Consider the following 24305-nt stretch of genomic DNA (forward strand, 5'->3'; position numbering starts at 1 on the left):
TAGTGTAGACCATTGGTCTGGCTGGCGGAGAAACGGTGGCCAGGGGAATCTCATCCTCGCGACCACCGGCGGGTTACTGCGGCGGCGGCGCGGTATCGTCTGCCGCTTTTTTGCCTTTCGGCTTGCCTTTACCTTTGCTGAACGGCTTTTTCGCCCCGCCCGGCGCCTCCAGGCCGCGGAACTGACGCACTGGCGTGCTCCGCGCCTGATCGATCAGCTGGAACAGCGTCCCCACCAGGGGTTGCATAAAGTCCTGATAGCGGCACTGCTTTTCGCTGATCTGCGTCAGGACCGATTCCCAGTGGGCGGTCATATCCGGGCGCGCAGCCATCTCCGGTAGGGAGTGAATCAGCGCCCGGCCGGCCTCTGAGGAGTGGATATAACGCCCCTTTTTGCTCAGGAAGCCGCGCTTAAACAGCAGCTCGATAATCCCTGCACGGGTCGCTTCGGTGCCGAGGCCGTCGGTGGCGCGGAGGATCTTCTTCAGATCTTTATCCTGCACAAAGCGGGCAATCCCGGTCATCGCCGACAGCAGTGTGGCGTCGGTAAAATGGCGCGGCGGCTGGGTCTGACGCTCCACCACTTCGCCCTTCTCGCACAGCAGTTCATCGCCTTTGGCCACCACCGGCAGCGGCGTACCGTCGTTCTCTTCATCGCGCTCTTTGCTGCCGAGCAGCGTCCGCCACCCCGCCTCGGCCAGAAAACGCGCCTTGGCGACAAACTTGCCGTTGGCGATCTCGAGGTCAATCTGGCATTTGCGGAACACCGCGTCCGGGCAGAACTGCATCAGATACTGCCGGGCGATGAGAGTGTAAACCTTCGCTTCGTTATCGGTGAGCTTCACCTGGCTGCTGCGGGCGGTTGGGATAATCGCATGGTGCGCGTCGACCTTTTTATCATCCCAGCAGCGGTTGCGGCTCTCCGGATCCACCACCGGCTGCGGCAGCAGATCCGCCGCATGGACAGCAATCGCATTCAGCACCGCATGGCGGCCAGCAAAGTGCTCTTCCGGCAGGTAGCGGCTGTCCGAACGCGGATAGGTGATGAGTTTGTGAGTTTCGTACAGCTTCTGGCAAATATCCAGCACGTTCTGCGCGCTGAAGCCGAAACGTTTGGCCGCCTCAATCTGTAGCGCCGACAGCGAGAACGGCAGCGGCGCGGGTTCGGAATCGCGCTTATCGTTATAGCCGGTCACGATTGCCGGCTGGCCTTCGATGCGCTTAACCACATGCTCGGCCAGCGGACGATGCAGCAGGCGCCCTTCTTCATCCTGGTAAGGTTCGCAGGCTTCGCTCGGCACCCAGGTGGCGATAAAGCGCTCTTCCTGCGGCGTGACGATATGCGCCTTCACGTCGAAGAAATCTTTGGCGACGAAGTTTTCAATCTCTTCATCGCGACGGACCACCAGGCCAAGTACCGGGGTCTGCACCCGCCCCACGGAGAGCACCCCCTGATAGCCGGCGTTGCGCCCCAGCAGGGTGTAGGCACGGGTCATATTGATGCCGTACAGCCAGTCGGCGCGGGCCCGCGCCAGCGCCGACACGCAGAGCGGCACGAACTCGCTGTTGGCGCGCAGGCGGTTGATCGCCCGCTCCACCGCCTGCGGGTTGAGATCGTTAATCAGACAGCGCTGCACCTGCTGGCGCTTCTCCGGCGCCAGCTGCAGGTAATCGAGCACTTCGTCTACCAGCAACTGCCCTTCTCTGTCCGGGTCGCCGGCATGGATCACTTCCTGCGCCTCGCCAAGCAGACGCTTGATCACATTGAGCTGTTTGGTGACAGAGGGTTTTGGCTGCAGCTGCCATTTCTCCGGCACAATCGGTAGATCGTTGAGATTCCAGCGCGCATAGCGGCTGTCGTAGATGTCCGGCTGCGCCTGCTCCAGCAGGTGGCCGATACACCAGGTGACCACCTGCCCGTTGCCGCACTCAATATAGCCATCGCCTTTGCGGTGCGGTTTAGGCAACACATCGGCGATAGCCCGACCGAGACTCGGTTTTTCTGCAATAAACAACCGCATCGAATCAACGGATCTCGATCATGGGTCGCCCACCGCGGGCGGTCACCAGCTCGCCGATGGCGGCCAGCTTAATGCCGAACTCCGCCGCGGCGGCCTGTACTTCCGCCTCCGCTTCCGGGGTCACCGCCAGCAACAGGCCGCCAGAAGTCTGCGGATCGCACAGCAGATCCCGCCACTCTGTCGGCATCTCGCCCATCAGATGGCCGTAGCTGGCAAAGTTGCGCCCGGTGCCGCCCGGCACCGCGCCGGCGGCGATATAGTCCTCCACCCCCGGCAGTTTCGGGATATCGGCATAGCGCAACTGCGCCTGCACGCCCGCCCCGCGGCACACCTCGCTGAGGTGACCGAGCAGGCCAAAGCCGGTGACGTCGGTCATCGCCTTCACCCCATCGATGGCGGCAAACGCGGCGCCGGCGAGGTTCATCTGGCACATGGTCTCCGTCGCCAATCCCTGATGTTCCGGCTTGAGCAGCGATTTTTTCTCCGCGGTGGTCAGCACGCCGATCCCCAGCGGTTTAGTAAGATACAGTTTGCAGCCCGCCTGGGCGGTGCTGTTTTTCTTGATGCGCTCGGTGGGCACCACGCCGGTGACCGCCAGACCGAAGATCGGTTCCGGAGCGTCAATGGAGTGGCCGCCCGCCAGCGCGATCCCGGCCTGCTGGCAGGCAAAGCGCCCACCCTCCACCACGTCGCGGGCGATTTCCGGCGCCAGGGTGTTGATCGGCCAGCCGAGGATGGCAATCGCCATAATCGGTTTCCCGCCCATGGCGAAAATATCGCTGATGGCGTTGGTGGCGGCGATGCGGCCAAAGTCGAACGGATTATCGACAATCGGCATAAAGAAATCGGTGGTGCTGACGACTGACGTGCCGTTGCCAAGATCGTAAACGGCAGCATCATCGCTGGTCTCGTTGCCGACAAGCAGGTTTGGGTCGACAAACTTCGCCTGCTCGCTCTGCAGGATAGTTTCCAGTACTTTTGGGGAAATCTTACAACCACAACCGGCTCCGTGGCTGTATTGCGTTAAACGAATGGCTTGCTCGCTCATGGACATCTCCTGTCATTGCAATCCCGCTATGTTAGCGCCCAAACGCCAGGGTGGTAAGTACGACAGTCTGAAATCGCGTATGGTTGCTCATTAAGCAGACAAAAAGCCGTTTTTGCGAGACACGGCAATTTTTTCCTCACCATTTTCACTTTTACTTAAAGATGACAGAAATGTGACAACACAGGACTGTCTTCTCTGGAATGATTATGACGTAAGGAAATTCTAATGAAAAAGCGTGTTCTTGCCCTTTGCCTGGCCAGTCTCTTCTCCGTTAACGCCTTTGCGCTGGTTCCCCCCGGAAACGATGTCACCACCAAGCCCGATCTCTACTATCTGACCAACGCCCAGGCCATCGACAGCCTGGCGCTGTTGCCACCCCCACCGGCGGTGGGCAGTATCGCATTTTTAAACGATCAGGCGATGTATGAGCAGGGACGTCTGCTACGCAATACCGAGCGCGGGAAGCTGGCGGCAGAGGATGCCAACCTCAGCGCGGGCGGCGTGGCTAACGCCTTCTCCAGCGCCTTTGGCTCGCCGATCACTGAAAAAGACGCGCCGCAGCTTCACAAACTGCTGACCAATATGATTGAAGACGCCGGCGACCTGGCGACCCGCAGCGCGAAAGAGAAATACATGCGCATTCGCCCGTTTGCGTTCTATGGCGTCTCCACCTGCAACACCACAGAACAGGACAAGCTGGCGAAAAACGGCTCCTACCCGTCCGGGCATACCTCTATCGGCTGGGCCACCGCCCTGGTGCTGGCGGAGATCAACCCGCAGCGGCAAAACGAAATATTGAAGCGCGGCTATGAGCTCGGCGAGAGCCGGGTGATCTGCGGCTATCACTGGCAGAGCGATGTCGATGCGGCGCGCATCGTCGGCTCCGCGGTGGTCGCTACGCTGCACACCAATCCGGCCTTCCAGCAGCAGTTGCAGAAAGCCAAAGACGAATTCGCGAAAAGGCAGAAGTAACGTCATCGCCGTTAAACTCCCGGATCCGGCGCCTGGCGCGCCTTATCCGGGCTACAAAAACCGCGATTGATTCGAATGGTAGGGGTTGTAGGCCGGGTCAGGCGCAAGCCGCCACCCGGCATAGAAGCAGCTCCGAGCCTGATGACATCGCCCGGCGGCGCTGCGCTTGCGCGGGCCTACAGACAGTCAGAGCCGAATAAGTAGGCCGGGTCAGGCGCAGCCGCCACCCGGCATAATAAGCACCGACTCAGAACCGCGTCACAAACGGCGCGCTATCCGGCAGGGCAATGGTGGTTGAGGCTTTCAGCTGCGGCGTGCCCAGATAGAGGAAGCCGACGATTTTATCCTGCTCGCGGCACGCGAAGCCGGCCCGCACCACCGGGCTCTCGGTCAATGCTCCGCTGCGCCAGATGCCGTTGAATCCCTGGGCCAGGGCCGCCATCTGCATCGCCATCACCGCACAGCCAGCGGACATCTCTTGCTCCCAGCGCGGCACCTTCGGGTGGTCTTCACAGCGCGCGACCACGGTGATGATCAGCGGTGCGCGGAACGGCGCATTGCGGGCTTTCTCTATTCCCTTCTCATCCTGGCCGGCCTCTCTGGCCCCTTTTTCCAGCAGTTGGCTGAAGCGCTCGCGGCCGTCATCGGCGATAATAAAGAAGCGCCACGGCTGCAGGGTGCCATGATCCGGGGCGCGCAGCCCGGCGCGCAAAATGTTTTCCAGCTGTTCGCCCGCCGGGGCCGGTTCCGCCAGGCGGGAAGCGCTCCGGCGATTAAGCAGTAGTTCGAGGGCATCCATTTTTATAACTCCTGTGATGTCATTTTTCATAAAATTAACATGCGCAAGGATTTTGTTACAGCGCGGTCGGTGATTCCTGCTGACAACCGACGGCTCACTCTTTAGGATAGCCAGACGCGGCGGCCCCTGCGCGGCCTGCCCTTTTTAGATAACGTTAGGGAGAAGAGATGCGAACCCTTTGGCGACTGATTGCCAGCTTTTTTAAATGGACGTGGCGGATACTCAACTTTATTCGCAAACTGGCTCTGAATGCGATCTTCCTGGTGCTGGTGCTGGTGTGTATCGGTATCTGGAGCCAGTTCAGCACCACCACCAGCGAACATGCCGCACGCGGCGCGCTGTTGCTGGATATTACCGGCGTGGTGGTGGATAAACCTTCTGCCAGCAGCAAGCTCGGCGTGATTGGCCGCCAGCTGTTTGGCGCCAGCTCGGACCGTCTGCAGGAGAACTCTCTGTTCGATATCGTGCAGACCATTCGCCAGGCGAAGGATGACCGCAATATCACCGGTATTGTGCTGGATCTGAAAAACTTCGTCGGCGGCGACCAGCCGTCCATGCAGTACATCGGCAAAGCGCTGCGCGAATTCCGCGACAGCGGCAAACCGGTCTATGCCGTCGGCAGCAGCTACAGCCAGGGACAGTACTACCTGGCGAGTTTTGCCAACAAAATCTGGCTCTCGCCGCAGGGCGAGGTAGACCTGCACGGCTTCGCCACCAATGGGCTGTACTACAAATCGCTGCTGGATAAGCTGAAGGTCTCCACCCATGTCTTCCGCGTCGGCACCTATAAATCCGCCGTCGAGCCATTCATCCGCGATGATATGTCCCCTGCTGCCCGCGAAGCGGACAGCCGCTGGATTGGCGAACTGTGGCAGAACTACCTCAACACCATTGCCGCCAACCGCCAGATCACCGCCCAGCAGCTCTTCCCGGGCGCCCAGGGCATTATCGATGGCCTGCGTAAAGTGGGCGGCGATACAGCGAAATATGCGCTGGACAATAAGCTGGTGGATGAGCTGGCGACCTCCACGGAAGTGGAAAAAGCGCTGACCAAACAGTTTGGCTGGAGCAAAGCGGATAACAATTATCGAGCGATCAGCTATTACGACTACAACGTGAAGACGCCGTCTGACCAGGGTTCCGCCATCGCGGTCATCTTTGCCAATGGCGCCATCATGGACGGTGAGGAGACCCCGGGGAACGTCGGCGGCGACACCACCGCCGCGCAAATTCGCGATGCGCGCCTCGACCCGAAAATTAAGGCCATCGTTCTGCGCGTGAACAGCCCGGGCGGCAGCGTGACCGCCTCAGAAATTATCCGTGAAGAGCTGGCGGCAGCCAAAGCCGCCGGTAAACCGGTAGTGGTCTCGATGGGCGGCATGGCGGCGTCCGGCGGTTACTGGATCTCCACCCCGGCGGATTACATCGTGGCGAACCCAAGCACCCTCACCGGATCCATCGGTATCTTTGGGGTGATCAATACCGTGGAAAATACCCTCGGGTCGATTGGCGTCCACACCGACGGCGTCGCCACGTCGCCGCTGGCCGATGTCTCCAGCACCAAAGCGCTGCCGCCGGAAGTACAGCAGCTGATGCAGTTGAGCATAGAGAACGGCTATCAGCGCTTTATCACCCTGGTGGCCAACGCCCGTAAGAGCACGCCGGAGAAAATCGACCAGATCGCCCAGGGCCACGTCTGGACCGGGGAAGATGCCAAAGCCAACGGCCTGGTCGACAGCCTCGGCGATTTCGACGACGCGGTGGCCAAAGCCGCCGAGCTGGCGAAGCTGAAAACCTGGCACCTCAACTACTATCAGGAAGAGCCGACCTTCTTCTCGATGGTGCTGGACAGCCTGACCGGCTCGGTACGCGCCTCGCTGCCGGCGGCTATTCAGGCCTGGCTGCCTGCGCCGGTTGCCGCGGCGGCCGAGACGGTGAAAGCGGAGAGCGATAAGCTGGCGGCGTTCAACGACCCGCAGAACCGCTATGCCTTCTGCCTGACCTGCGCCAATATTCGTTAATACGCAGTGGCGGCCCCGTCCCCCGGGGCCGCCTTTTTCCCTCTCCTGCCAGCACCGCCACAAAGCAAGCGACCGACGCTGTATTTTTTCCTGCGTCTCTTTATACTGCGCCTGTCTACGACCAACCTAAGCGATGCTATGCAAAAAAAATCGATTTACGTTGCCTACACCGGTGGGACCATCGGTATGCAGCGCTCTGAACACGGCTATGTACCCGTTTCCGGCCATCTGCAGCGTCAGCTGGCGCTGATGCCTGAGTTCCATCGTCCGGAGATGCCGGACTTCACGATCCACGAATACCATCCGCTGATGGATTCCTCCGATATGACCCCCGAGGACTGGCAGCACATCGCCGACGATATCCGCAGCCATTACGAGGAGTATGATGGCTTTGTGATCCTCCATGGTACCGACACCATGGCGTTTACCGCCTCGGCGCTGTCGTTCATGCTGGAAAATCTCGGCAAACCGGTGATTGTGACAGGGTCACAAATTCCGCTGGCCGAGCTGCGTTCTGATGGTCAGATTAACCTGCTCAACGCCCTGTACGTCGCCGCCAACTACCCGATTAACGAAGTCGCGCTGTTCTTCAACAATCGACTATTCCGCGGCAACCGCACCACCAAAGCCCACGCCGACGGCTTCGACGCTTTCGCCTCGCCAAACCTCGCGCCGCTGCTGGAGGCCGGGATCCATATCCGTCGTCTCGGTACCCCGCCGGCGCCGCAGGGCAGCGGGGAGCTTATCGTGCACCCTATTACCCCGCAGCCAATTGGCGTAGTGACGATTTACCCGGGCATCTCCGCCGACGTGGTGCGTAATTTCCTGCGCCAGCCGGTGAAAGCCCTGATCCTCCGCTCCTATGGCGTCGGCAATGCCCCGCAGAATGGCGAGTTTATTCAGGTACTGGCGGAAGCCAGCCAGCGCGGCATTGTAGTGGTCAATCTGACGCAGTGCATGTCCGGGAAGGTGAACATGGGCGGCTATGCCACCGGCAACGCCCTCGCCCAGGCGGGGGTCATCAGTGGTTTCGATATGACGGTGGAAGCGACGCTGACCAAGCTACACTATCTGCTTAGCCAGCAGCTGGACGTTGACGCCATTCGCGCGGCAATGCAGCAAAATCTGCGTGGCGAACTCACCCCCGACGAAGCGTAAGGAGGACGTATGGCACAGCGAGCGCTGTTACTGGTTGATTTGCAGAACGACTTTTGCGCCGGCGGCGCGCTGGCGGTTCCTGAAGGTGACAGCACCGTCGACGTAGCCAATGCGCTTATCGACTGGAGCCTGGCGCGCGGCGAACCCATCGTCGCCAGCCAGGACTGGCACCCAGCGGATCACGGCAGTTTTGCCAGCCAGCACCAGGTAGAACCCTACACCCAGGGCGAACTCGACGGCCTGGCGCAGACCTTCTGGCCAGATCACTGCGTGCAACACAGCGAAGGTGCGGCGCTGCATCCGCTGCTCAAGCAGCAGGCGATCGCCGCCGTGTTTCACAAAGGGCAAAACCGGGTCATCGACAGCTACAGCGCTTTCTTTGACAACGGTCACCGTCAGAAAACCGAACTGGACGGCTGGCTGCGTGGTCAGGGGGTCGTGGAGCTGACCGTGCTCGGCCTCGCCACCGATTACTGCGTCAAGTTCACCGTGCTGGATGCCCTGGCGCTGGGCTACGCGGTCAACGTCATTACCGACGGCTGCCGCGGGGTGAATCTGCAGCCGCAGGACAGCAGTCAGGCATTTATGGAGATGGCCGCCGCGGGCGCCACGCTCTATACCCTTGATGACTGGCGGGAAACCCACGCCTGATCCCTCCCCCGGCGCGTCCGCGCCGGGTCCTCTTCTGCCGCCGCGTTATCGTCCATAAATTGAACTCTCTCGCAGTTTCAACAGGTTATTGCTGCTAGTCTGGCAAGGCTGTTTTTTCGCCACGCCATTTCCGTGGCGTGGTTATTTTTTTATGTCAAAGAGGAACCACTATGAAACGTTTGCCCTTGTTGGCAGCCTTGCCCTTGCTTTGCGCTTCTGCGCTCTCTGCCCAACCGCTGATGTCCGTCGGCTATTTCAACGGCGGCGGCGACGTCACTGCCGGGCCGGGCGGTGATATCGATAAGCTGGACGTCCGGCAGATCACCCATCTCAACTACTCGTTTGGCCTTATCTATAACGATGAAAAAGACGAGACCAATGCGGCCCTGAAGGATCCTGCTCATCTGCACGAGATCTGGCTGTCGCCGAAGGTGCAGGCGGATCTGCAAAAGCTCCCCGCCCTGCGTAAACAGAATCCGGACCTCAAAGTCCTGCTGTCGGTCGGCGGCTGGGGCGCGCGTGGTTTCTCCGGCGCGGCGGCGACCGCAGAAAGTCGCGCCGTCTTTATTCGTTCCGCGCAGAAAATCATCCAGCAATATGGTCTGGACGGCATTGACCTCGACTGGGAGTTTCCGGTCAACGGCGCCTGGGGACTGGTGGCCAGCCAGCCGGCTGACCGCGACAACTTCACTGCCCTGCTGAAATCGCTGCGCGAGGCAGTCGGTGAGCAAAAGCTGGTGACTATCGCCGTGGGCGCCAATGCCGAGAGCCCGAAAAGCTGGGTGGACGTCAAAGCGGTGGCCCCGGTGCTGAACTACATCAACCTGATGACCTACGACATGGCCTACGGCACACAGTACTTCAACTCGAACCTGTATGACTCCAGCCACTGGCCAACGGTCGCTGCGGCGGATAAATACAGCGCCGATTTTGTGGTCAACAATTACCTGGCCGCCGGGCTTAAACCCAGCCAGATGAACCTCGGGATTGGTTTTTATGGCCGGGTACCGAAACGGGCGGTCGAGCCGGGGATTGACTGGACGAAAGCGGATGCGCAAAACAATCCGGTCACCCAGCCCTATTTTGGGCCACAACAGATCGCGCTGTTTGCCTCGCTGGGCTATGACCTGAGCAAAGACACCTACGTGAAATACAATGATATCGTGGGCAAACTGCTCAACGATCCGCAGAAACGCTTTACCGAGCACTGGGACGATGAGGCGAAAGTCCCGTGGCTGTCGGTGCAGTCCGCGGAGGGCAAGCCGCTGTTCGCCCTCTCCTATGAGAACCCGCGCTCGGTAGCCATTAAGGCGGACTATATCAAGGCGAAGGGCCTCGCCGGGGCGATGTTCTGGGAATATGGCGCCGATGACCAGAACCAGCTGGCCCGCCAGCTGGCGGAATCCCTGGGGATCAAACACTAATCATGGCTGTTCCGCCGCATTGTCGGCGCCGGGCGGCGTGACGCAGGCAGCATCACCTGCAATGCAGGTATATCGCGCCGCCCGGGATAGGTTATGATGCCTGTTATCCGCTGCGCCAGGGGCTGGCGCAGCTTAACCGTTTGACAGGAGGCAGGGGGCCATGGCCTATATCCCCAAAAATTACGCACGTCTGGAAGTGGGTTACCGCGAAAAGGCGCTCAAGCTTTTTCCCTGGGTGTGCGGACGCTGCTCACGGGAGTTTGTCTACTCCAATCTACGCGAGCTGACGGTGCATCACATCGATCACGACCACTCCAATAACCCGGAAGATGGCAGTAACTGGGAGATGTTGTGCCTGTACTGTCACGATCACGAACATTCCAAGTACACTGAAGCGGATCAGTATGGCTCCACGGTGGTGGCGGGCGAAGATGCGCAAAAGAGCGTCGGCGAGGCCACCTACAACCCGTTTGCCGATCTGAAAGCGATGATGAACAAAAAGTAAGCAGGTCTTTCTGACCGCTGCGTGCGGTCGTTCAGCCTGACGCCGTCCGGCGTGGGATCACCCAACGCCGGAACCGCTCCAGGCCAGCGAGCAGTTTATTGCAGCTTAACGGTGGCGATTGGCTTCGGCACGATGCCAAGATCTTCTTTCAGCTGCTGTTTGCTCTTCATCACCATCTGCCCGCGGGTGTCGATGGTCATATGCTGGGCGTCGGTGTTATATCGGGCCTGCCAGAGCATCACCAGCTGCAGGCTATTTTCCTTCTGCTCCGGCGTCAGCGCCACACCATCCGGCCATTTTCCCAGCTCTACCGCCGTCGCCAGACGCTGATACACTTCCGGCGTCATACTGTCGATAATTTGCTCAATATTCATCTTCCGCTCACCTCCGCCTGGAATAATTTGCTGAATCGTTTCTTCAACCCTTAATCTGCTCGCCATTCTGTTCATCAGTGAAGCTTAGCGACGCCGAATTGACACAATAGCGCTCGCCGGTCGGCTGCGGACCATCCGGAAACACGTGGCCGAGATGGGCGTCACAATTTCCGCAACGGATCTCGATGCGCTGCATGCCGTGCGAGTTGTCGGTCAGATAGCGAATGGCCTCATCGCTTACCGGCTCGTAGAAGCTTGGCCAGCCGCAACCAGAGTCGTATTTGGTTTGGGAGTTAAACAGCGGGGCATCGCATACCAGGCAGTGATACACGCCATTTTTCTTGTTGTGCAGCAGTCGTCCGGTGAAAGGCGGTTCGGTGCCATGATGCTGCGTCACGTAAAACTGCATTTCGCTCAAGCCGTTTTTCAGCTCTTCCGGGGTGGGTTTATTCGCCATAGGCTTACATCTCACTTTGCAATGGACTACTTTCGCTGCAATTCTAACAAAACATTAACAATGAAGCGTACACTTTTGTTCTAAACTTATCCGGTGCCCGCAGGCAGCCAGATAATTGTGACTTAAATCACATTTTTATCTTAAATGCCCTTTAAAATTCCGCGCGCAGTCCCCATATGGAATTGGGCTCAAAGGGAGAGTGAGGCAAATCAATCGCGCAAAGGTCTGCTCAGGATTGATTTGTCGCAATGATTGACACGATTCCGCTTGACGCTGCGTAAGGTTTTTGTAATTTTACAGGCAACCTTTTATTCACTAACAAATAGCTGGTGGAATATATGACTATCAAAGTAGGTATCAACGGTTTTGGCCGTATCGGTCGCATTGTTTTCCGTGCTGCTCAGAAACGTTCTGACATCGAGATCGTTGCAATCAACGACCTGTTAGACGCAGAGTACATGGCTTACATGCTGAAGTATGACTCCACTCACGGTCGTTTCGACGGCACCGTTGAAGTGAAAGACGGTCATCTGGTCGTTAACGGTAAAAAAATCCGTGTTACCGCTGAACGTGACCCGGCTAACCTGAAGTGGGACGAAGTTGGTGTTGACGTTGTTGCTGAAGCAACCGGTATCTTCCTGACCGACGAAACCGCTCGTAAACACATCACCGCTGGCGCGAAAAAAGTCGTTCTGACTGGCCCGTCCAAAGACAACACTCCGATGTTCGTTCGCGGTGCTAACTTCGACACTTATGCTGGCCAGGACATCGTTTCCAACGCATCCTGCACCACCAACTGCCTGGCACCGCTGGCTAAAGTTATCAACGACAACTTCGGTATCGTTGAAGGCCTGATGACCACCGTCCACGCTACCACCGCTACCCAGAAAACCGTTGATGGCCCGTCTCACAAAGACTGGCGCGGCGGCCGCGGCGCAGCTCAGAACATCATCCCGTCCTCTACCGGTGCTGCTAAAGCAGTAGGTAAAGTACTGCCAGAACTGAACGGCAAACTGACCGGTATGGCGTTCCGCGTTCCGACTCCGAACGTATCCGTTGTTGACCTGACCGTTCGTCTGGAAAAAGCAGCGTCCTACGAAGAAATCAAGAAAGCCATCAAAGCCGCTTCTGAAGGCGCTATGAAAGGTGTTCTGGGTTACACCGAAGACGACGTTGTTTCCACCGACTTCAACGGCGAAGTTTGCACTTCCGTGTTCGATGCTAAAGCAGGTATCGCACTGAACGACAACTTCGTGAAACTGGTTTCCTGGTACGACAACGAAACCGGCTACTCCAACAAAGTTCTGGATCTGATTGCTCACATCTCCAAATAAGTTGAGATGAACCAGTAATCTGTAAGAGCGACTTCGGTCGCTCTTTTTTTTGTCTGCAGAGATAGGATTGCACAATGATAAATAAGATTTTTGCTCTCCCGGTGAATGAAACTATTTCGCCCGTTATCTCCCGTCGCCAGCTTGACGACCTGGAGCTGATTGTTATCGACCATCCGCAGGTGAAAGCCTCTGTAGCGCTGCAGGGGGCGCACCTGCTCTCCTGGAAACCCGCCGGTGAAGAAGACGTCCTGTGGCTGAGCAACAACACCCCGTTTAAACAGGGCGTCGCCCTGCGCGGCGGCGTGCCGATCTGCTGGCCCTGGTTTGGCCCATCGGCGCAGCAGGGTCTGCCGTCGCACGGTTTTGCCCGCAATCTGCCGTGGACCCTGGAAGGCCATGACGAAGACGACAGCGGCGTGATGTTGACCTTTGCGCTCCAGCACAGCGCCGAAACCATCAAGCTCTGGCCGCACGAGTTCACCCTCTATGCCCGCTTTAAGCTGGGCAAGACCTGCGAAATCGAGCTGGAAGCCCACGGTGAATTCGAAACCACCTCTGCCCTGCATACCTACTTCAACGTCGGCGATATCGCGGCGGTGAAAGTGAGCGGTCTTGGCGAGCGCTATATCGATAAAGTGAACAATGCCGAAGAAGGCGTCCTGAGCAACGGCGTGCAGACCTTCCCGGACCGCACCGATCGCGTCTATCTCAACGCCGACAGCTGCAGCGTAATCCATGACGATGCGCTTAACCGCACTATCGACGTGGTGCATCATCATCAGCACAACGTGGTGGCCTGGAACCCGGGCCCGGCGCTGTCCGTCAGCATGGGCGACATGCCGGACGATGGTTACAAAACCTTCGTTTGCGTCGAAACCTGCTGCGTAACCCAGCCGCAGAAAGCCAGCGAAGAGACCCCTTCTCGCCTGGCGCAGACCATCAGCGTGAAAACACGCTAACCGCAAAAAGCCCCGTTTATCACGGGGCTTTTTCTCTTCTCTACCGGGATGCGCTGTGGGTTAAACCATATCCAGCCGGGTTTTTCGCTGCGGCGGCGGATAGAGGCGATCCAGCTGCGCGAGCTCTTCCGCACTGAGGACGATATCGAGCGCAGCGGCATTCTGCACCACATGCTCAATACTGGCCGCTTTCGGGATCGCCAGCACTTCCGGATGACGAATCACCCAGGCCAGCAGCAGCTGCGCCACCGTCACCCCCCGCGCGTTAGCCATATTAATGATATCGGTATGCTGAAAAAGTCCATTGCGTAAGCGCCCCGCCTGCGCCAGCGGGCAGTAGGCCATCATCGGCAGACTGTGCTGCTGGCACCAGGGCAGGAGATCGTATTCAATGCCCCGCGATGCGAGATGATAGAGCACCTGGTTGGTTGCGCAATGCTCGCCACCCGCCGTCCGCCACAGCGCCTGCATATCGTCGGTGTCCAGGTTAGAGACGCCCCAGCAGCGGATCTTGCCCTCGGCCACCAGCTTCTCCATCGCCTCAACCGTCTCCTGCAGCGGGATATCACCCCGCCAGTGCAGAAGATACATATCGAGATAGTCGGTCTGCAGCCGGCGCAGGCTGTTTTCACAGGCGTGACGCATCGCCGCTCCGCCGGCATGCCAGGGATAGACTTTGGAGACCAGCACCACCCGGTCGCGCAGGCCGCGGATCGCCTGGCCCACCACTTCCTCCGCCCCGCCGTCAGCGTACATTTCCGCCGTATCGATCACGCTCAGTCCATGGTCGATGCCCGCACGCAGTGCAGCCACTTCCTGCTGACGCTGCGCCGCATTTTCGCCCATATACCACGTGCCCAGCCCGATGGCCGGAACCGCCGCCTGCTCGCCAAAGCGTACTGTTTTTGTCACCATCTCCTCCTCCTTAGCTTTCTGCACCACCATAAAGCAAAACAGGGCACAAGGCCCTGTTTTGATGCATGAAGTGCACTGTGATAATGCACAATCAGAAGGTGTAGGTAATCCCGGTGGAGATCAGGCCGCTCCAGGATTTGTCCACCATCGGGCTGTCGGTAATTTCATCCGATAGACGGGTGTAGCGCGCGATACCGTAAACGCTCCAGTCGCCAAGGAAGCGATAGTTAGCCGACAGCTCCAGATACGGGTTCCAACTGCTGTCCGGGTCATAGCTGCGCATACCGCTGCGACGAGACTCATGCTGGGAGACACCATAGTAGTATTCGTTCTGATTGTCGCTGTTCCACTCCACGCCAATACCCGGCGTCAGCGTCAGGTTACCGTTGGTGTAACGGTACAGCCAGGCGAGATCCCAGTTGATACCGTTGCTGTTATCCAGCGTATCGCCGGCAATCGTCGTACGCAAGAAGCCATAGGGCGTGTTGTGGACATAAGAAAGACCGGCCATCACCGTCGATTTACGTTTATCCAGACGACGCATTTGTTCACTGTCGCTGTCGCCCGGCTTGAAGTACATCGGTGACCAGTAGGCGGTAATCGACAGTTTATCGTTGGTGTCATTCCACAGGTAGTACCCCCCGCCCAGCCCGTGGAACCAGAAGTTATCGCTCTCATAACTAATGACCGGCACCGGATAGACATCCGCATCATATTGCTTATACGGATGCTCAACGATGCCTACGCCAGCCCCAAGAGTGAACTTCCCGTCGGCATGCGCCGCGCTGGCGGACGTCGCAATCAGCACGCCGAGTGCCAGAAGTTTGATTTTAGTCACAATCCATATTCCCGTTGTCAAATAATCAGCCCGTGCAGTTTACCGTCGTAGGTCTCATGCCTCAAATTCTTTACCCGACATGACACAAATCGTTCACTTTCCCACCCTTCTCTTACCATTAGGTGACAACCCGGTGACAGCTTCGCGTCCTGGCGAATCAAAAAGCGTCATGTTCAGGATGAGTTATTGATATGTCATTGAAATTGATTTTCTGCGTCATGCAAGATTTCTAAATGCATCTACGCTTAAATTTAGAAGGTGTAATTGCAGGGCACATTCACGCTACCGCCCCGCAACCTGGCATAAGGGTTGCTGGATACCGGGAGAGCGATGTTCAGCTTATGTCTTCCGGGGGCCCCCACTATTCATATGAACGGCTCTCAACCTGTGCTAAAAAACGAAAGGACGGCATGCCATGAATATATTCGATCACTATCGCCAGCGCTATGAAGCTGCCAAGGACGAAGAGTTCACACTGCAGGAGTTTCTTACCATCTGCCGGCAAGATCGCAGTGCCTATGCCAATGCGGCAGAACGTCTGTTGATGGCCATTGGTGAACCCGTCATGGTTGATACGGCTCTCGAGCCGCGGCTATCCCGTCTCTTTTCAAACCGGGTTATCGCACGTTATCCGGCGTTTGAAGAGTTTTACGGTATGGAAGACGCCATTGAGCAGATCGTTTCCTACCTCAAGCATGCCGCCCAGGGGCTGGAAGAGAAGAAACAGATCCTCTATCTGCTGGGGCCGGTGGGCGGTGGTAAATCGTCGCTGGCTGAACGGCTGAAAGCGCTGATGCAGCGCGTGCCAATTTATGTGCTGAGCGCCAACGGCGAGCGCAGCCCGGTCAACGATCACCCGCTGTGCCTGTTTAATCCGCAGGAGGATGCCCAGATCCTCCAGAAAGAGTATGGCATCCCAACCCGCTATCTCGGCACCATTATGTCGCCGTGGGCGGCCAAGCGCCTGCACGAGTTTGGCGGTGATATCACTAAATTCCGCGTGGTCAAAGTCTGGCCATCGATTCTCGAGCAGGTCGCCATCGCCAAAACCGAACCCGGTGATGAAAACAACCAGGATATTTCGGCGCTGGTCGGTAAAGTGGATATCCGTAAGCTGGAACATTATGCGCAGAACGACCCGGACGCCTACGGCTACTCCGGTGCATTGTGCCGCGCCAACCAGGGGATTATGGAGTTCGTCGAGATGTTTAAAGCGCCGATTAAGGTGCTGCATCCGCTGCTGACCGCCACCCAGGAAGGGAACTATAACGGCACCGAAGGGATCTCCGCCCTGCCGTTTAATGGGATCATCCTGGCCCACTCCAACGAATCGGAATGGGTGACCTTCCGTAATAACAAGAACAATGAGGCCTTCCTCGACCGCGTCTATATCGTCAAGGTGCCTTATTGCCTGCGTATCTCCGAAGAGATCCGCATCTATGAAAAACTGCTCAACAACAGTGAGCTGACCCATGCGCCCTGCGCCCCAGGCACCCTGGAAACGCTGGCGCGCTTTTCGATTCTGTCGCGTCTCAAAGAGCCGGAAAACTCGAGCATCTACTCGAAGATGCGGGTCTATGATGGCGAAAGCCTGAAAGATACCGACCCGAAAGCGAAATCCTATCAGGAGTATCGCGATTACGCCGGGGTGGATGAAGGGATGAACGGGCTTTCCACCCGCTTTGCCTTTAAGATCCTGTCTCGGGTGTTTAACTTCGACCATGTCGAGGTGGCCGCCAACCCGGTGCATCTGTTCTATGTCCTGGAGCAGCAGATTGAGCGTGAACAGTTCCCACAGGAGAACGCCGAGCGCTACCTGGAGTTCCTCAAAGGCTATCTGATCCCGAAATACGCCGAGTTTATCGGCAAAGAGATCCAGACCGCTTACCTGGAATCCTACTCCGAGTACGGGCAGAACATTTTCGATCGCTATGTCACCTACGCCGACTTCTGGATCCAGGATCAGGAGTATCGCGATCCGGATACCGGGCAGCTGTTTGACCGTGAGTCGTTGAATGCGGAGCTGGAGAAAATTGAGAAGCCGGCCGGGATCAGCAACCCGAAAGACTTCCGTAACGAAATCGTCAACTTTGTGCTGCGCGCCAGAGCCAACAACAGCGGACGTAATCCGAACTGGACCAGCTACGAGAAACTGCGCACGGTTATCGAGAAGAAAATGTTCTCTAATACCGAGGAGCTGTTGCCGGTCATTTCGTTTAATGCCAAAACATCAACCGATGAGCAGAAAAAACACGACGACTTTGTCGACCGCATGATGGAGAAAGGCTACACCCGCAAACAGGTTCGCCTGCTGTGCGAGTGGTACCTGCGGGTTCGTAAATCGTCCTGATGCGCCAAGCCCGGCGGCACGCCGCCGGGTCAACTGCAGTTGAATGATGATAAGTAAAGTTGGCTAATGCAGTACAGGAGGGCATATGACCTGGTTCATAGACCGACGCCTGAACGGGAAAAACAAAAGCGCCGTCAACCGTCAGCGCTTTTTGCGCCGTTATAAGGCGCAGATCAAACAGTCGATCTCCGAGGCCATCAACAAGCGCTCGGTGACCGATATTGAGAGCGGAGAATCCGTCTCGATCCCGACGGACGATATTAACGAGCCGATGTTTCATCAGGGTCGCGGTGGCCTGCGCAACCGCGTCCACCCGGGCAACGACCATTTTGTGCAAAACGACCGCATTGAGCGCCCGCAGGGCGGTGGCGGCGGCGGTGGCGGTGGTCAGGGGCAAGCCAGCGCCGATGGTGAAGGAAAGGATGAGTTTGTCTTCCAGATTTCGAAAGATGAGTACCTGGATCTGTTATTTGAAGATCTCGCCCTGCCGAACCTGAAGAAGAATCAGCACCGGCAGCTGAACGAGTTTAAAACTCATCGCGCTGGCTTTACCTCGAATGGGGTGCCAGCCAACATCAGCGTGGTGCGTTCGCTGCAGAACTCGCTGGCCCGCCGTACGGCGATGACTGCTGGCAAGCGTCGTGAACTGCGCGCCCTGGAGGAGGATCTGGAAGCCATCAGCCGCAGCGAACCGGTGCAGCTGCTGGAGGAGGAGCGCCTGCGCAAAGAGATTGCCGAGCTGCGCGCCAAAATTGAACGGGTGCCGTTTATCGACACCTTTGACTTACGCTACAAAAATTACGAAAAACGGCCGGAGCCTTCCAGCCAGGCGGTGATGTTCTGTCTGATGGACGTCTCAGGCTCGATGGACCAGGCCACCAAAGACATGGCCAAGCGTTTTTATATCCTGCTGTATCTGTTCCTCAGCCGGACTTATAAAAACGTCGACGTGGTCTATATCCGCCACCATACCCAGGCCAAAGAGGTGGATGAGCACGAATTCTTCTATTCTCAGGAAACCGGCGGCACCATCGTCTCCAGCGCCCTGAAGCTGATGGATGAAGTGGTGCAGGCGCGTTATGACCCGGCGCAGTGGAACATCTACGCCGCCCAGGCGTCGGATGGCGACAACTGGGCCGATGATTCCCCGCTGTGCCACGAACTGCTGGCGAAGAAAATCCTGCCGGTGGTGCGTTATTACAGCTACATCGAAATTACCCGCCGGGCGCATCAAACCCTGTGGCGCGAGTATGAACATCTGCAGGCGACCTTTGAAAATTTCGCCATGCAGCATATTCGCGACCAGGAGGATATCTACCCGGTATTCCGCGAACTGTTTCACAAGCAGTCATCTAAAAGTGAAGCTTAATTAAATACTCAGCCAGTGAGTCGAGTGACTTGCTGGCTGTTTTTCTCAGACACAAGGCCCGGTGGCACATCCATACATCATGTAAAACGGAAACAACGGGGCCAGGGCAACGGCGCCAAGCGAGCTAATCGTTTTGGTCTTATCATTGATTGATACCACAACGGGGTGCGCTAACCGGTAGGCGGCGGCCAGATCTGACGCGTCCGATGCAGTCCAAAATCCTGTCGCTTTAAACAACACCCCGAGGCGATCGTTATCAATCTGCACCGCATGATACTGATTCACCAGCTCGCTATGCTGCCCGGCATCCAGTTTGCGCTGATCCATCACCACCAGATATTCCGCCGTCACCTCATGTTGTTCCACGACAAAGTTAACCCGCACGCCGGAAGCCTGTTGGTGAAAGCGTTCATAAAATGTCTTATAACGCTGATATTCCTGAGGCATGCCGTTACGGAAAAAACGGTAACTGTATTTCGCTGAGCTGGCGATAATGCCGGACCCAGTGGGTTTCACCGCCACAATGGTATCCCCAGGCGGCAAGTTTGGCGTGCTGGTACATCCGGCGAGCATTACCATCACCAGCAGCGATAAGACCAATTTCATCATTTTCAGCCGTTCCTGTTCGCGGTTTTCTCTATGACATCAGGAGATTTTTTTAACACTCCGAGTACAAACCCCTAACCCTGTGTATCATAACTTCCTAATCTGCTTCAAACATTCGCGCGATCGTCTGCGTTGAATTGTTGCTACTCTCAGGAGCCTGCTATGACCCCTTTTTATCAATTGACGGCTACCCGCCTGCGCGGCCAGACCTTCTCCATGGCTGACTATGCTGGCAAGGTGGTTCTGGTGGTGAATACGGCCAGCCATTGTGGCTTCACACCGCAATACGCTGGCCTGGAAGCGCTCTACCAAAAGTACGCGGCTCAGGGGCTGGTAGTGCTTGGTTTCCCGTGCAACCAGTTTGGTAAGCAGGAACCCGGCGGTGCGGATGAAATCGAGCAGACCTGTCACGTTAACTACGGCGTGAGCTTCCCGATGTTTGCGAAAGTGGACGTCAACGGCCCCGCCGCACACCCGCTGTTTCGTTATCTGAAACAAGCGTTGCCCGGCGTGCTCGGCGGACGGATCAAGTGGAATTTCACCAAGTTCCTCATCGCTCGCGACGGCACACCCCTCAGGCGTTTTGCGCCGTTCACGACGCCGGAGAAAATGGAGGACGCCATTATTGCTGCCCTCACGCGCTGAGTGTTCCCGTCATGCCACGTTCACCCAGCGGCGGCTGGCTGCCCATGCAAGGTAGACGTCGATCGCACGCAGCCAGCAACCGTCTGTTGCTGGCCGATCTTCCTCCTGCCCGGTCATCAGCCTACAGCGGCGACACGGCCTCGACTTCATGCTGAAACACATAGGGGTCGGAGAGGAGTGCGAATGCGTCGTCGTCCGGATAGGTGACCGCGACGTGATAGTCTTCGCCCGCGAAGGCTTTGACCGCCGCGAGATCCTGCCAGTAGGTGGCAAGAAAGAAATGCGCCCATTCGCCCTGGTTTTCCTGGCGCACCAGCGCCCCCCGGTTGCCGGCGATGCTCTGAGCGTGTTCCACGCCGGTCCGCTCAAGGTGACGGGCAAACCCCTCAGCATGTTGCAATGGCACACAGCCGTGCCAGGTCCTGACAATCATTTGCGTTCTCCTGTGGTGATAAACGTCTCACCCTAACATCGACAGGCATTTCTGGGGGAGTGCAACAATGCAGCGCGGGCAACAACACAAAATTATTTTGCCGGACGGGGATATCCTCTCACTCTGCAGTATTTTCGACTGCGCAGCAGCATTGGGCCGAATCTTGCGCGGCGAGTATCCCTGTTAGCTGGCGCGGAAAAAAATCACAACTCGTCAGCCTCGGGCAGTCTTATCGATACACGCCCAAGCCGCGCCCCTTCAGGGCAACGCCAGACGATCTTTATGGTCCGCAAAAAGGGTGATGAGATGGTCGGCGATAACCCGTACGCGTCTGGACCCGGCCAGGTCAGAATGCATCACCAGCCAAAGTGTCTGATCCGCGCCGATCTCCGGCTGCAGGCAGTGCAGGCCGCTGGCCCGCGCCATAAAGTGCGGCAGGACGCCCAGTCCGAGGCCCGCGGATACCGCAGCAACCTGGGCCACAAGCGTATTGGCTTCGACTTTACACGGTCGCCCGCGCAGGATGCGCGTGATCCATTGTGCGGCCGGCAGGTGCTGGTGAGTTTCCGGCCACCCTACAAAGTCCGCCTCGCTCAGCGACAGGCCGTCCGCACCAGCCAGATAGCCGGCGGCGCCATAGACGCCAAACCCCACCGTCCCCAGCCGCTTTAATGTTAAATGCCCGACGTCAGGCTTGACCATACGGATCGCCAGATCGGCCTCCCGACGGTGCAGGTTCACCGACCGCACACCGCTCAGCACCTCCACCCGCAGGTCGGGATAGTGGTCCAGGAGCCCTTTCAGGGAGGGCAGAATAAAATGCGTGGCCAGGTTATCCGAGGTGGCCAGGCGGACAACCCCGGCGACATGCCCCTGCAGTTGCGCCGCTTCGCCGAACGCCAGGCCTGCGTATTCCAGCGCCTCCGCCCGCGCGAGCAGGGCTTCGCCATCGTCGGTCAGGCGATAGCCGTTCTGATGGCGGCTAAAAAGCGGGACCTTCAGCGCCTGTTCCAGACGATCCAGCCTGCGGGACACCGTGGCAATCCCCATGTTCATGTTGTCGGCGGCGCCGCTCAGCGTTCCCGCCCGGACGATGGCGAGGAAAATGCGCGCATCATCCCAGTTAAACTCTGCTGTCATCTATTTTCCAATTATGGAAAACGGCTATCCGTTTTCTGCTCTTTTTTATCAATTTTGCAGGGAGGATACTGCACGTCGCTCACGGAGACAAACAGGCCATCCGATCGCCTGTTCTCTCCTCACCTGAACGTCCGTGCATCTTGCGCGGCTTTCCTCCTCTTAGGATACGCCTGACATGAAAGAGATTGCTTTACCCCTTAACCCAACCCCGGCGCGCGTCTGGATAGCCGTCATTGCGCTCGGGATCTGCGCCTTTTCGATCGTCACCAGCGAACTGGCGCCTGTGGGCATGCTCAGCGCCCTGGCGGCGGATTTTCACCAGACGGAATCCGGTATGGGGCTTGCCGTCACCGCCTACGGCTGGGTGGGCGCCCTGGCGGCCCTGCTTTCCGGCGCGATGCCGGCGCGTATTTCACGCAAGGCGCTGCTGGTCGGGCTGATGCTAACCCTGGCGCTTTCCTGCCTCGCCGCGACCCGGTCTTATTCCATGTTCGCCCTGATGAGCGCCCGCATGATTGGCGCCCTGGCGCATGGCGCCTTCTGGGCCTTAATTGGCATCGTCGCCGCGCAGCTGGTGCCACCGCACCGGCTGGGGCTGGCGACGGCAATTATTTTTGGCGGCGTGTCGGCGGCCAGCGTGGTGGGGGTACCGCTGGCGAGCTTTATCGCCACCCTGGCGGGCTGGCGACACGCGTTTTTGGCGGTGGCCCTGTTGTCACTGGCCGCAGCGGCAGCGCTATGCTCGACGCTGCCCGCTCTGGCCGCGCCCCCCCCCGTCAGGCTGCGTGTTTATCGCGAGATCTTCCGTAATCCGCTGCTCTGCGGCCTGTATGGCGCCACGGCCTGCATCATTACCGCTCACTTTGCCGACTTCACCTATGTTGAACCGCTGCTGATAACACTTCAGGGAGTACCGGCGACCGCCCTCTCTGGTCTGTTGCTGTTGTCAGGGATCTCCGGGCTGGTGGGTAACGTTATCGCGGGTAAGCTTATCGATCGTCATCTGAAGGGGCTGATTTTTGCTTCACTGCTGCTGAGCGGGGGCGCGCTGGCGCTCCTCGGCACCGGACGACTTGCTCCCCTGCCTTTCTGTTTTAGCGGGCTGCTGTTAGCCCTGTGGGGCGCCGGTATCGCGATTGTGTTCGTCGGCTTACAGACCTGGCTGCTGCGCAGCGCAGGCCCGGTCGCCCAACCGGCGTCCGCCATTTACGTGGCTATTTTTAATGCCGCGATCGGCACCGGGGCGCTTGCTGGCGGCCAGCTGATCGCCTCAGCTGGCCTGTCGGGAATGGTATGGCTGGCGGCGGGGATCATGGTGGGCAGTACGCTGCTGATCGCCCTGCTGAAAGCGCCTCTGCCCGGTCAGGTCAGTGCGGCGACGGCTGGCGCTTAGATTTGCGCCAGTCCGCCATCGACATAGATCTCTGCGGCGTTAATAAAGCTCGACTCGTCAGACGCTAAAAATACCACCGTCCGGCCAATCTCCTCCGGCTCGCCCAGCCGTCCGAGCGGTACGTCCGCGGCCAGGGCGTCGAACAAGCCCTGACGATCAGCCTCCGCCACCAGTCCTCCCAGACCCGGAGTACGCACCGGCCCAGGGCTGACCACATTGATGCGGATCCCACGATCGTTAACCTCCAGCGCCCAGGAGCGTGCCAGGCTGCGTACCGCGGCTTTACTGGCGCTATAGATGCTGAAGTTAGCCGTCCCTTTAACCGCCGCCGTAGAGCCGGTCAAAATCACCGAGGCGCCATCGGTGAGCAGCGGCAGCGCTTTCTGGACGGTGAACACCACCCCACGCACGTTAGTGGCAAAAATCCGGTCAATGTGCGCTTCGGTAACGGCGCTGAGCGGCAGCATATCCCCGCCGCCGGCATTGGCAAACAACACATCCAGCCGGCCGGACTCTTCGGCAATGGTCGCAAATACCGCGTCAAGGTCGCTTAACACGCCGGCATCGGCGCGGATCCCCCGGGCGGCAGGCCCGATAAAACTGACCGCCGCATCCAGTGCATCCTGACGGCGGCCGGTGATATACACCTTCGCGCCCTGCTCCGCCAGCGCTTTCGCCGACGCCAGGCCAATACCGGTGCTGCCGCCGGTCACTAACGCCACTTTATCCGCAAGTTTTTTGCTCATGGTGCATTTCCTTGGTTAGAGTATAAACAGGCCAGGTTCGCGAAAGCGCCCCGCCAGGTATGGAAAGCACTGTAATCGCCTCAGTGAGGCGGAAAAATGGCCTAATCTGAAAAACACTTTTCCCCTCCGTGGATAATGGACGCCCGCT

General features: G+C 58.2%; 24 protein-coding genes. 13 read left to right on the forward strand and 11 right to left on the reverse strand.

What is annotated here, in order from left to right:
• Window positions 1-73: 73 nt before the first annotated feature.
• Both LGL98_RS14955 and selD read right to left on the reverse strand, forming a co-directional pair.
• On the reverse strand, window positions 74-2020 hold the full coding sequence (locus LGL98_RS14955) for a DNA topoisomerase III (RefSeq protein WP_136034977.1): 1947 nt from the start codon (window positions 2018-2020) through the stop codon (window positions 74-76).
• Between the two features lie 4 nt (window positions 2021-2024).
• The gene (gene selD / locus LGL98_RS14960) at window positions 2025-3068 is read right to left on the reverse strand and encodes a selenide, water dikinase SelD (protein ID WP_136034979.1); all 1044 of its coding nucleotides are present in this window, start codon (window positions 3066-3068) and stop codon (window positions 2025-2027) included.
• A gap of 225 nt (window positions 3069-3293) precedes the next feature.
• On the opposite strand from selD, the gene phoC reads away from it, so the two are divergent.
• Window positions 3294-4040, forward strand: coding sequence for an acid phosphatase PhoC (gene phoC, locus LGL98_RS14965; RefSeq protein WP_136034981.1), 747 nt, complete (start codon window positions 3294-3296; stop codon window positions 4038-4040).
• A 247-nt stretch (window positions 4041-4287) separates the two neighbouring features.
• Here the strand turns inward: phoC and LGL98_RS14970 are convergent, their stop codons facing one another.
• Complete coding sequence (locus LGL98_RS14970) at window positions 4288-4839, reverse strand: NAD(P)H nitroreductase (protein ID WP_136034983.1); 552 nt, start codon at window positions 4837-4839, stop codon at window positions 4288-4290.
• A 167-nt stretch (window positions 4840-5006) separates the two neighbouring features.
• On the opposite strand from LGL98_RS14970, the gene sppA reads away from it, so the two are divergent.
• The 5 genes from sppA to yajD all read left to right on the forward strand — a co-directional run bounded on the left by sppA (window position 5007) and on the right by yajD (window position 10598).
• Window positions 5007-6860, forward strand: a complete 1854-nt coding sequence (gene sppA, locus LGL98_RS14975) for a signal peptide peptidase SppA (protein ID WP_136034985.1) — start codon at window positions 5007-5009, stop codon at window positions 6858-6860.
• A 138-nt stretch (window positions 6861-6998) separates the two neighbouring features.
• Window positions 6999-8018, forward strand: coding sequence for an asparaginase (ansA, locus tag LGL98_RS14980; protein ID WP_004176535.1), 1020 nt, complete (start codon window positions 6999-7001; stop codon window positions 8016-8018).
• Window positions 8019-8027: 9 nt separating this feature from the next.
• The gene (gene pncA, locus LGL98_RS14985; RefSeq protein ID WP_136034986.1) at window positions 8028-8669 is read left to right on the forward strand and encodes a bifunctional nicotinamidase/pyrazinamidase; all 642 of its coding nucleotides are present in this window, start codon (window positions 8028-8030) and stop codon (window positions 8667-8669) included.
• Window positions 8670-8839: 170 nt separating this feature from the next.
• On the forward strand, window positions 8840-10093 hold the full coding sequence (gene chiD / locus LGL98_RS14990; RefSeq protein ID WP_002901255.1) for a chitinase ChiD: 1254 nt from the start codon (window positions 8840-8842) through the stop codon (window positions 10091-10093).
• 160 nt (window positions 10094-10253) lie between these two features.
• On the forward strand, window positions 10254-10598 hold the full coding sequence (gene yajD, locus LGL98_RS14995) for an HNH nuclease YajD (RefSeq protein ID WP_002901254.1): 345 nt from the start codon (window positions 10254-10256) through the stop codon (window positions 10596-10598).
• A gap of 95 nt (window positions 10599-10693) precedes the next feature.
• Here yajD and LGL98_RS15000 read toward each other — a convergent pair whose 3' ends face one another.
• Window positions 10694-10972 carry a YeaC family protein gene (locus LGL98_RS15000; protein WP_136034989.1) on the reverse strand — a complete coding sequence of 93 codons (279 nt, stop codon included), beginning with the start codon at window positions 10970-10972 and terminating at the stop codon, window positions 10694-10696.
• 43 nt (window positions 10973-11015) lie between these two features.
• The gene (msrB, locus tag LGL98_RS15005) at window positions 11016-11429 is read right to left on the reverse strand and encodes a peptide-methionine (R)-S-oxide reductase MsrB (RefSeq protein ID WP_136034991.1); all 414 of its coding nucleotides are present in this window, start codon (window positions 11427-11429) and stop codon (window positions 11016-11018) included.
• Window positions 11430-11767: 338 nt separating this feature from the next.
• On the opposite strand from msrB, the gene gapA reads away from it, so the two are divergent.
• Both gapA and LGL98_RS15015 read left to right on the forward strand, forming a co-directional pair.
• Window positions 11768-12763, forward strand: coding sequence for a glyceraldehyde-3-phosphate dehydrogenase (gene gapA, locus LGL98_RS15010; RefSeq protein ID WP_004203784.1), 996 nt, complete (start codon window positions 11768-11770; stop codon window positions 12761-12763).
• Window positions 12764-12837: 74 nt separating this feature from the next.
• The gene (locus tag LGL98_RS15015; protein ID WP_136034993.1) at window positions 12838-13722 is read left to right on the forward strand and encodes a D-hexose-6-phosphate mutarotase; all 885 of its coding nucleotides are present in this window, start codon (window positions 12838-12840) and stop codon (window positions 13720-13722) included.
• A 60-nt stretch (window positions 13723-13782) separates the two neighbouring features.
• Here the strand turns inward: LGL98_RS15015 and LGL98_RS15020 are convergent, their stop codons facing one another.
• Both LGL98_RS15020 and LGL98_RS15025 read right to left on the reverse strand, forming a co-directional pair.
• Window positions 13783-14637 (reverse strand): aldo/keto reductase, encoded by an 855-nt coding sequence (locus LGL98_RS15020; RefSeq protein ID WP_136034995.1) that lies wholly within the window; start codon window positions 14635-14637, stop codon window positions 13783-13785.
• 91 nt (window positions 14638-14728) lie between these two features.
• Window positions 14729-15475 carry a MipA/OmpV family protein gene (locus LGL98_RS15025; protein ID WP_004203780.1) on the reverse strand — a complete coding sequence of 249 codons (747 nt, stop codon included), beginning with the start codon at window positions 15473-15475 and terminating at the stop codon, window positions 14729-14731.
• A 415-nt stretch (window positions 15476-15890) separates the two neighbouring features.
• On the opposite strand from LGL98_RS15025, the gene yeaG reads away from it, so the two are divergent.
• Together yeaG and LGL98_RS15035 are read left to right on the forward strand one after the other, a co-directional pair.
• On the forward strand, window positions 15891-17825 hold the full coding sequence (gene yeaG / locus LGL98_RS15030; RefSeq protein ID WP_136034997.1) for a protein kinase YeaG: 1935 nt from the start codon (window positions 15891-15893) through the stop codon (window positions 17823-17825).
• An 85-nt stretch (window positions 17826-17910) separates the two neighbouring features.
• Window positions 17911-19194: a YeaH/YhbH family protein gene (locus tag LGL98_RS15035; RefSeq protein WP_136034999.1), complete on the forward strand. Its 1284-nt coding sequence runs from the start codon at window positions 17911-17913 to the stop codon at window positions 19192-19194.
• A gap of 45 nt (window positions 19195-19239) precedes the next feature.
• Here the strand turns inward: LGL98_RS15035 and LGL98_RS15040 are convergent, their stop codons facing one another.
• A complete protein-coding gene (locus LGL98_RS15040; protein WP_136035001.1) occupies window positions 19240-19803 on the reverse strand; it encodes a hypothetical protein in 564 nt (187 codons plus the stop codon).
• A gap of 159 nt (window positions 19804-19962) precedes the next feature.
• Here LGL98_RS15040 and LGL98_RS15045 point away from each other — a divergent pair, with 159 nt between their 5' ends.
• Window positions 19963-20445 (forward strand): glutathione peroxidase, encoded by a 483-nt coding sequence (locus LGL98_RS15045; RefSeq protein WP_136035002.1) that lies wholly within the window; start codon window positions 19963-19965, stop codon window positions 20443-20445.
• A gap of 121 nt (window positions 20446-20566) precedes the next feature.
• Here the strand turns inward: LGL98_RS15045 and LGL98_RS15050 are convergent, their stop codons facing one another.
• Window positions 20567-20878: a hypothetical protein gene (locus tag LGL98_RS15050; RefSeq protein ID WP_136035004.1), complete on the reverse strand. Its 312-nt coding sequence runs from the start codon at window positions 20876-20878 to the stop codon at window positions 20567-20569.
• Window positions 20879-20945: 67 nt separating this feature from the next.
• Here LGL98_RS15050 and LGL98_RS15055 point away from each other — a divergent pair, with 67 nt between their 5' ends.
• Entirely contained in the window at window positions 20946-21065 is a 120-nt protein-coding gene (locus LGL98_RS15055) for a hypothetical protein (RefSeq protein ID WP_168435432.1), read from the forward strand.
• A gap of 71 nt (window positions 21066-21136) precedes the next feature.
• Here LGL98_RS15055 and LGL98_RS15060 read toward each other — a convergent pair whose 3' ends face one another.
• Window positions 21137-22018 carry a LysR family transcriptional regulator gene (locus LGL98_RS15060; RefSeq protein WP_136035006.1) on the reverse strand — a complete coding sequence of 294 codons (882 nt, stop codon included), beginning with the start codon at window positions 22016-22018 and terminating at the stop codon, window positions 21137-21139.
• A 175-nt stretch (window positions 22019-22193) separates the two neighbouring features.
• On the opposite strand from LGL98_RS15060, the gene LGL98_RS15065 reads away from it, so the two are divergent.
• Window positions 22194-23411, forward strand: coding sequence for an MFS transporter (locus LGL98_RS15065; RefSeq protein ID WP_136035008.1), 1218 nt, complete (start codon window positions 22194-22196; stop codon window positions 23409-23411).
• Here the strand turns inward: LGL98_RS15065 and LGL98_RS15070 are convergent.
• The gene (locus LGL98_RS15070) at window positions 23408-24157 is read right to left on the reverse strand and encodes an SDR family oxidoreductase (protein ID WP_136035010.1); all 750 of its coding nucleotides are present in this window, start codon (window positions 24155-24157) and stop codon (window positions 23408-23410) included. The genes LGL98_RS15065 and LGL98_RS15070 overlap by 4 nt on opposite strands.
• Between the last annotated feature and the right edge of the window lie 148 nt (window positions 24158-24305).

The sequence above is a fragment of the Klebsiella africana genome (assembly GCF_020526085.1).
GTDB lineage: Bacteria > Pseudomonadota > Gammaproteobacteria > Enterobacterales > Enterobacteriaceae > Klebsiella > Klebsiella africana.

What these genes read in the sequence shown, in the direction of transcription:
- LGL98_RS14955 (WP_136034977.1), bottom strand. Translation starts at nt 2,020, where the DNA reads ATGCGGTTGTTTATTGCAGAAAAACCGAGTCTCGGTCGGGCTATCGCC.
- selD (WP_136034979.1), bottom strand. Translation starts at nt 3,068, where the DNA reads ATGAGCGAGCAAGCCATTCGTTTAACGCAATACAGCCACGGAGCCGGT.
- phoC (WP_136034981.1), top strand. Translation starts at nt 3,294, where the DNA reads ATGAAAAAGCGTGTTCTTGCCCTTTGCCTGGCCAGTCTCTTCTCCGTT.
- LGL98_RS14970 (WP_136034983.1), bottom strand. Translation starts at nt 4,839, where the DNA reads ATGGATGCCCTCGAACTACTGCTTAATCGCCGGAGCGCTTCCCGCCTG.
- sppA (WP_136034985.1), top strand. Translation starts at nt 5,007, where the DNA reads ATGCGAACCCTTTGGCGACTGATTGCCAGCTTTTTTAAATGGACGTGG.
- ansA (WP_004176535.1), top strand. Translation starts at nt 6,999, where the DNA reads ATGCAAAAAAAATCGATTTACGTTGCCTACACCGGTGGGACCATCGGT.
- pncA (WP_136034986.1), top strand. Translation starts at nt 8,028, where the DNA reads ATGGCACAGCGAGCGCTGTTACTGGTTGATTTGCAGAACGACTTTTGC.
- chiD (WP_002901255.1), top strand. Translation starts at nt 8,840, where the DNA reads ATGAAACGTTTGCCCTTGTTGGCAGCCTTGCCCTTGCTTTGCGCTTCT.
- yajD (WP_002901254.1), top strand. Translation starts at nt 10,254, where the DNA reads ATGGCCTATATCCCCAAAAATTACGCACGTCTGGAAGTGGGTTACCGC.
- LGL98_RS15000 (WP_136034989.1), bottom strand. Translation starts at nt 10,972, where the DNA reads ATGAATATTGAGCAAATTATCGACAGTATGACGCCGGAAGTGTATCAG.
- msrB (WP_136034991.1), bottom strand. Translation starts at nt 11,429, where the DNA reads ATGGCGAATAAACCCACCCCGGAAGAGCTGAAAAACGGCTTGAGCGAA.
- gapA (WP_004203784.1), top strand. Translation starts at nt 11,768, where the DNA reads ATGACTATCAAAGTAGGTATCAACGGTTTTGGCCGTATCGGTCGCATT.
- LGL98_RS15015 (WP_136034993.1), top strand. Translation starts at nt 12,838, where the DNA reads ATGATAAATAAGATTTTTGCTCTCCCGGTGAATGAAACTATTTCGCCC.
- LGL98_RS15020 (WP_136034995.1), bottom strand. Translation starts at nt 14,637, where the DNA reads ATGGTGACAAAAACAGTACGCTTTGGCGAGCAGGCGGCGGTTCCGGCC.
- yeaG (WP_136034997.1), top strand. Translation starts at nt 15,891, where the DNA reads ATGAATATATTCGATCACTATCGCCAGCGCTATGAAGCTGCCAAGGAC.
- LGL98_RS15035 (WP_136034999.1), top strand. Translation starts at nt 17,911, where the DNA reads ATGACCTGGTTCATAGACCGACGCCTGAACGGGAAAAACAAAAGCGCC.
- LGL98_RS15040 (WP_136035001.1), bottom strand. Translation starts at nt 19,803, where the DNA reads ATGATGAAATTGGTCTTATCGCTGCTGGTGATGGTAATGCTCGCCGGA.
- LGL98_RS15045 (WP_136035002.1), top strand. Translation starts at nt 19,963, where the DNA reads ATGACCCCTTTTTATCAATTGACGGCTACCCGCCTGCGCGGCCAGACC.
- LGL98_RS15050 (WP_136035004.1), bottom strand. Translation starts at nt 20,878, where the DNA reads ATGATTGTCAGGACCTGGCACGGCTGTGTGCCATTGCAACATGCTGAG.
- LGL98_RS15055 (WP_168435432.1), top strand. Translation starts at nt 20,946, where the DNA reads ATGCAGCGCGGGCAACAACACAAAATTATTTTGCCGGACGGGGATATC.
- LGL98_RS15060 (WP_136035006.1), bottom strand. Translation starts at nt 22,018, where the DNA reads ATGACAGCAGAGTTTAACTGGGATGATGCGCGCATTTTCCTCGCCATC.
- LGL98_RS15065 (WP_136035008.1), top strand. Translation starts at nt 22,194, where the DNA reads ATGAAAGAGATTGCTTTACCCCTTAACCCAACCCCGGCGCGCGTCTGG.
- LGL98_RS15070 (WP_136035010.1), bottom strand. Translation starts at nt 24,157, where the DNA reads ATGAGCAAAAAACTTGCGGATAAAGTGGCGTTAGTGACCGGCGGCAGC.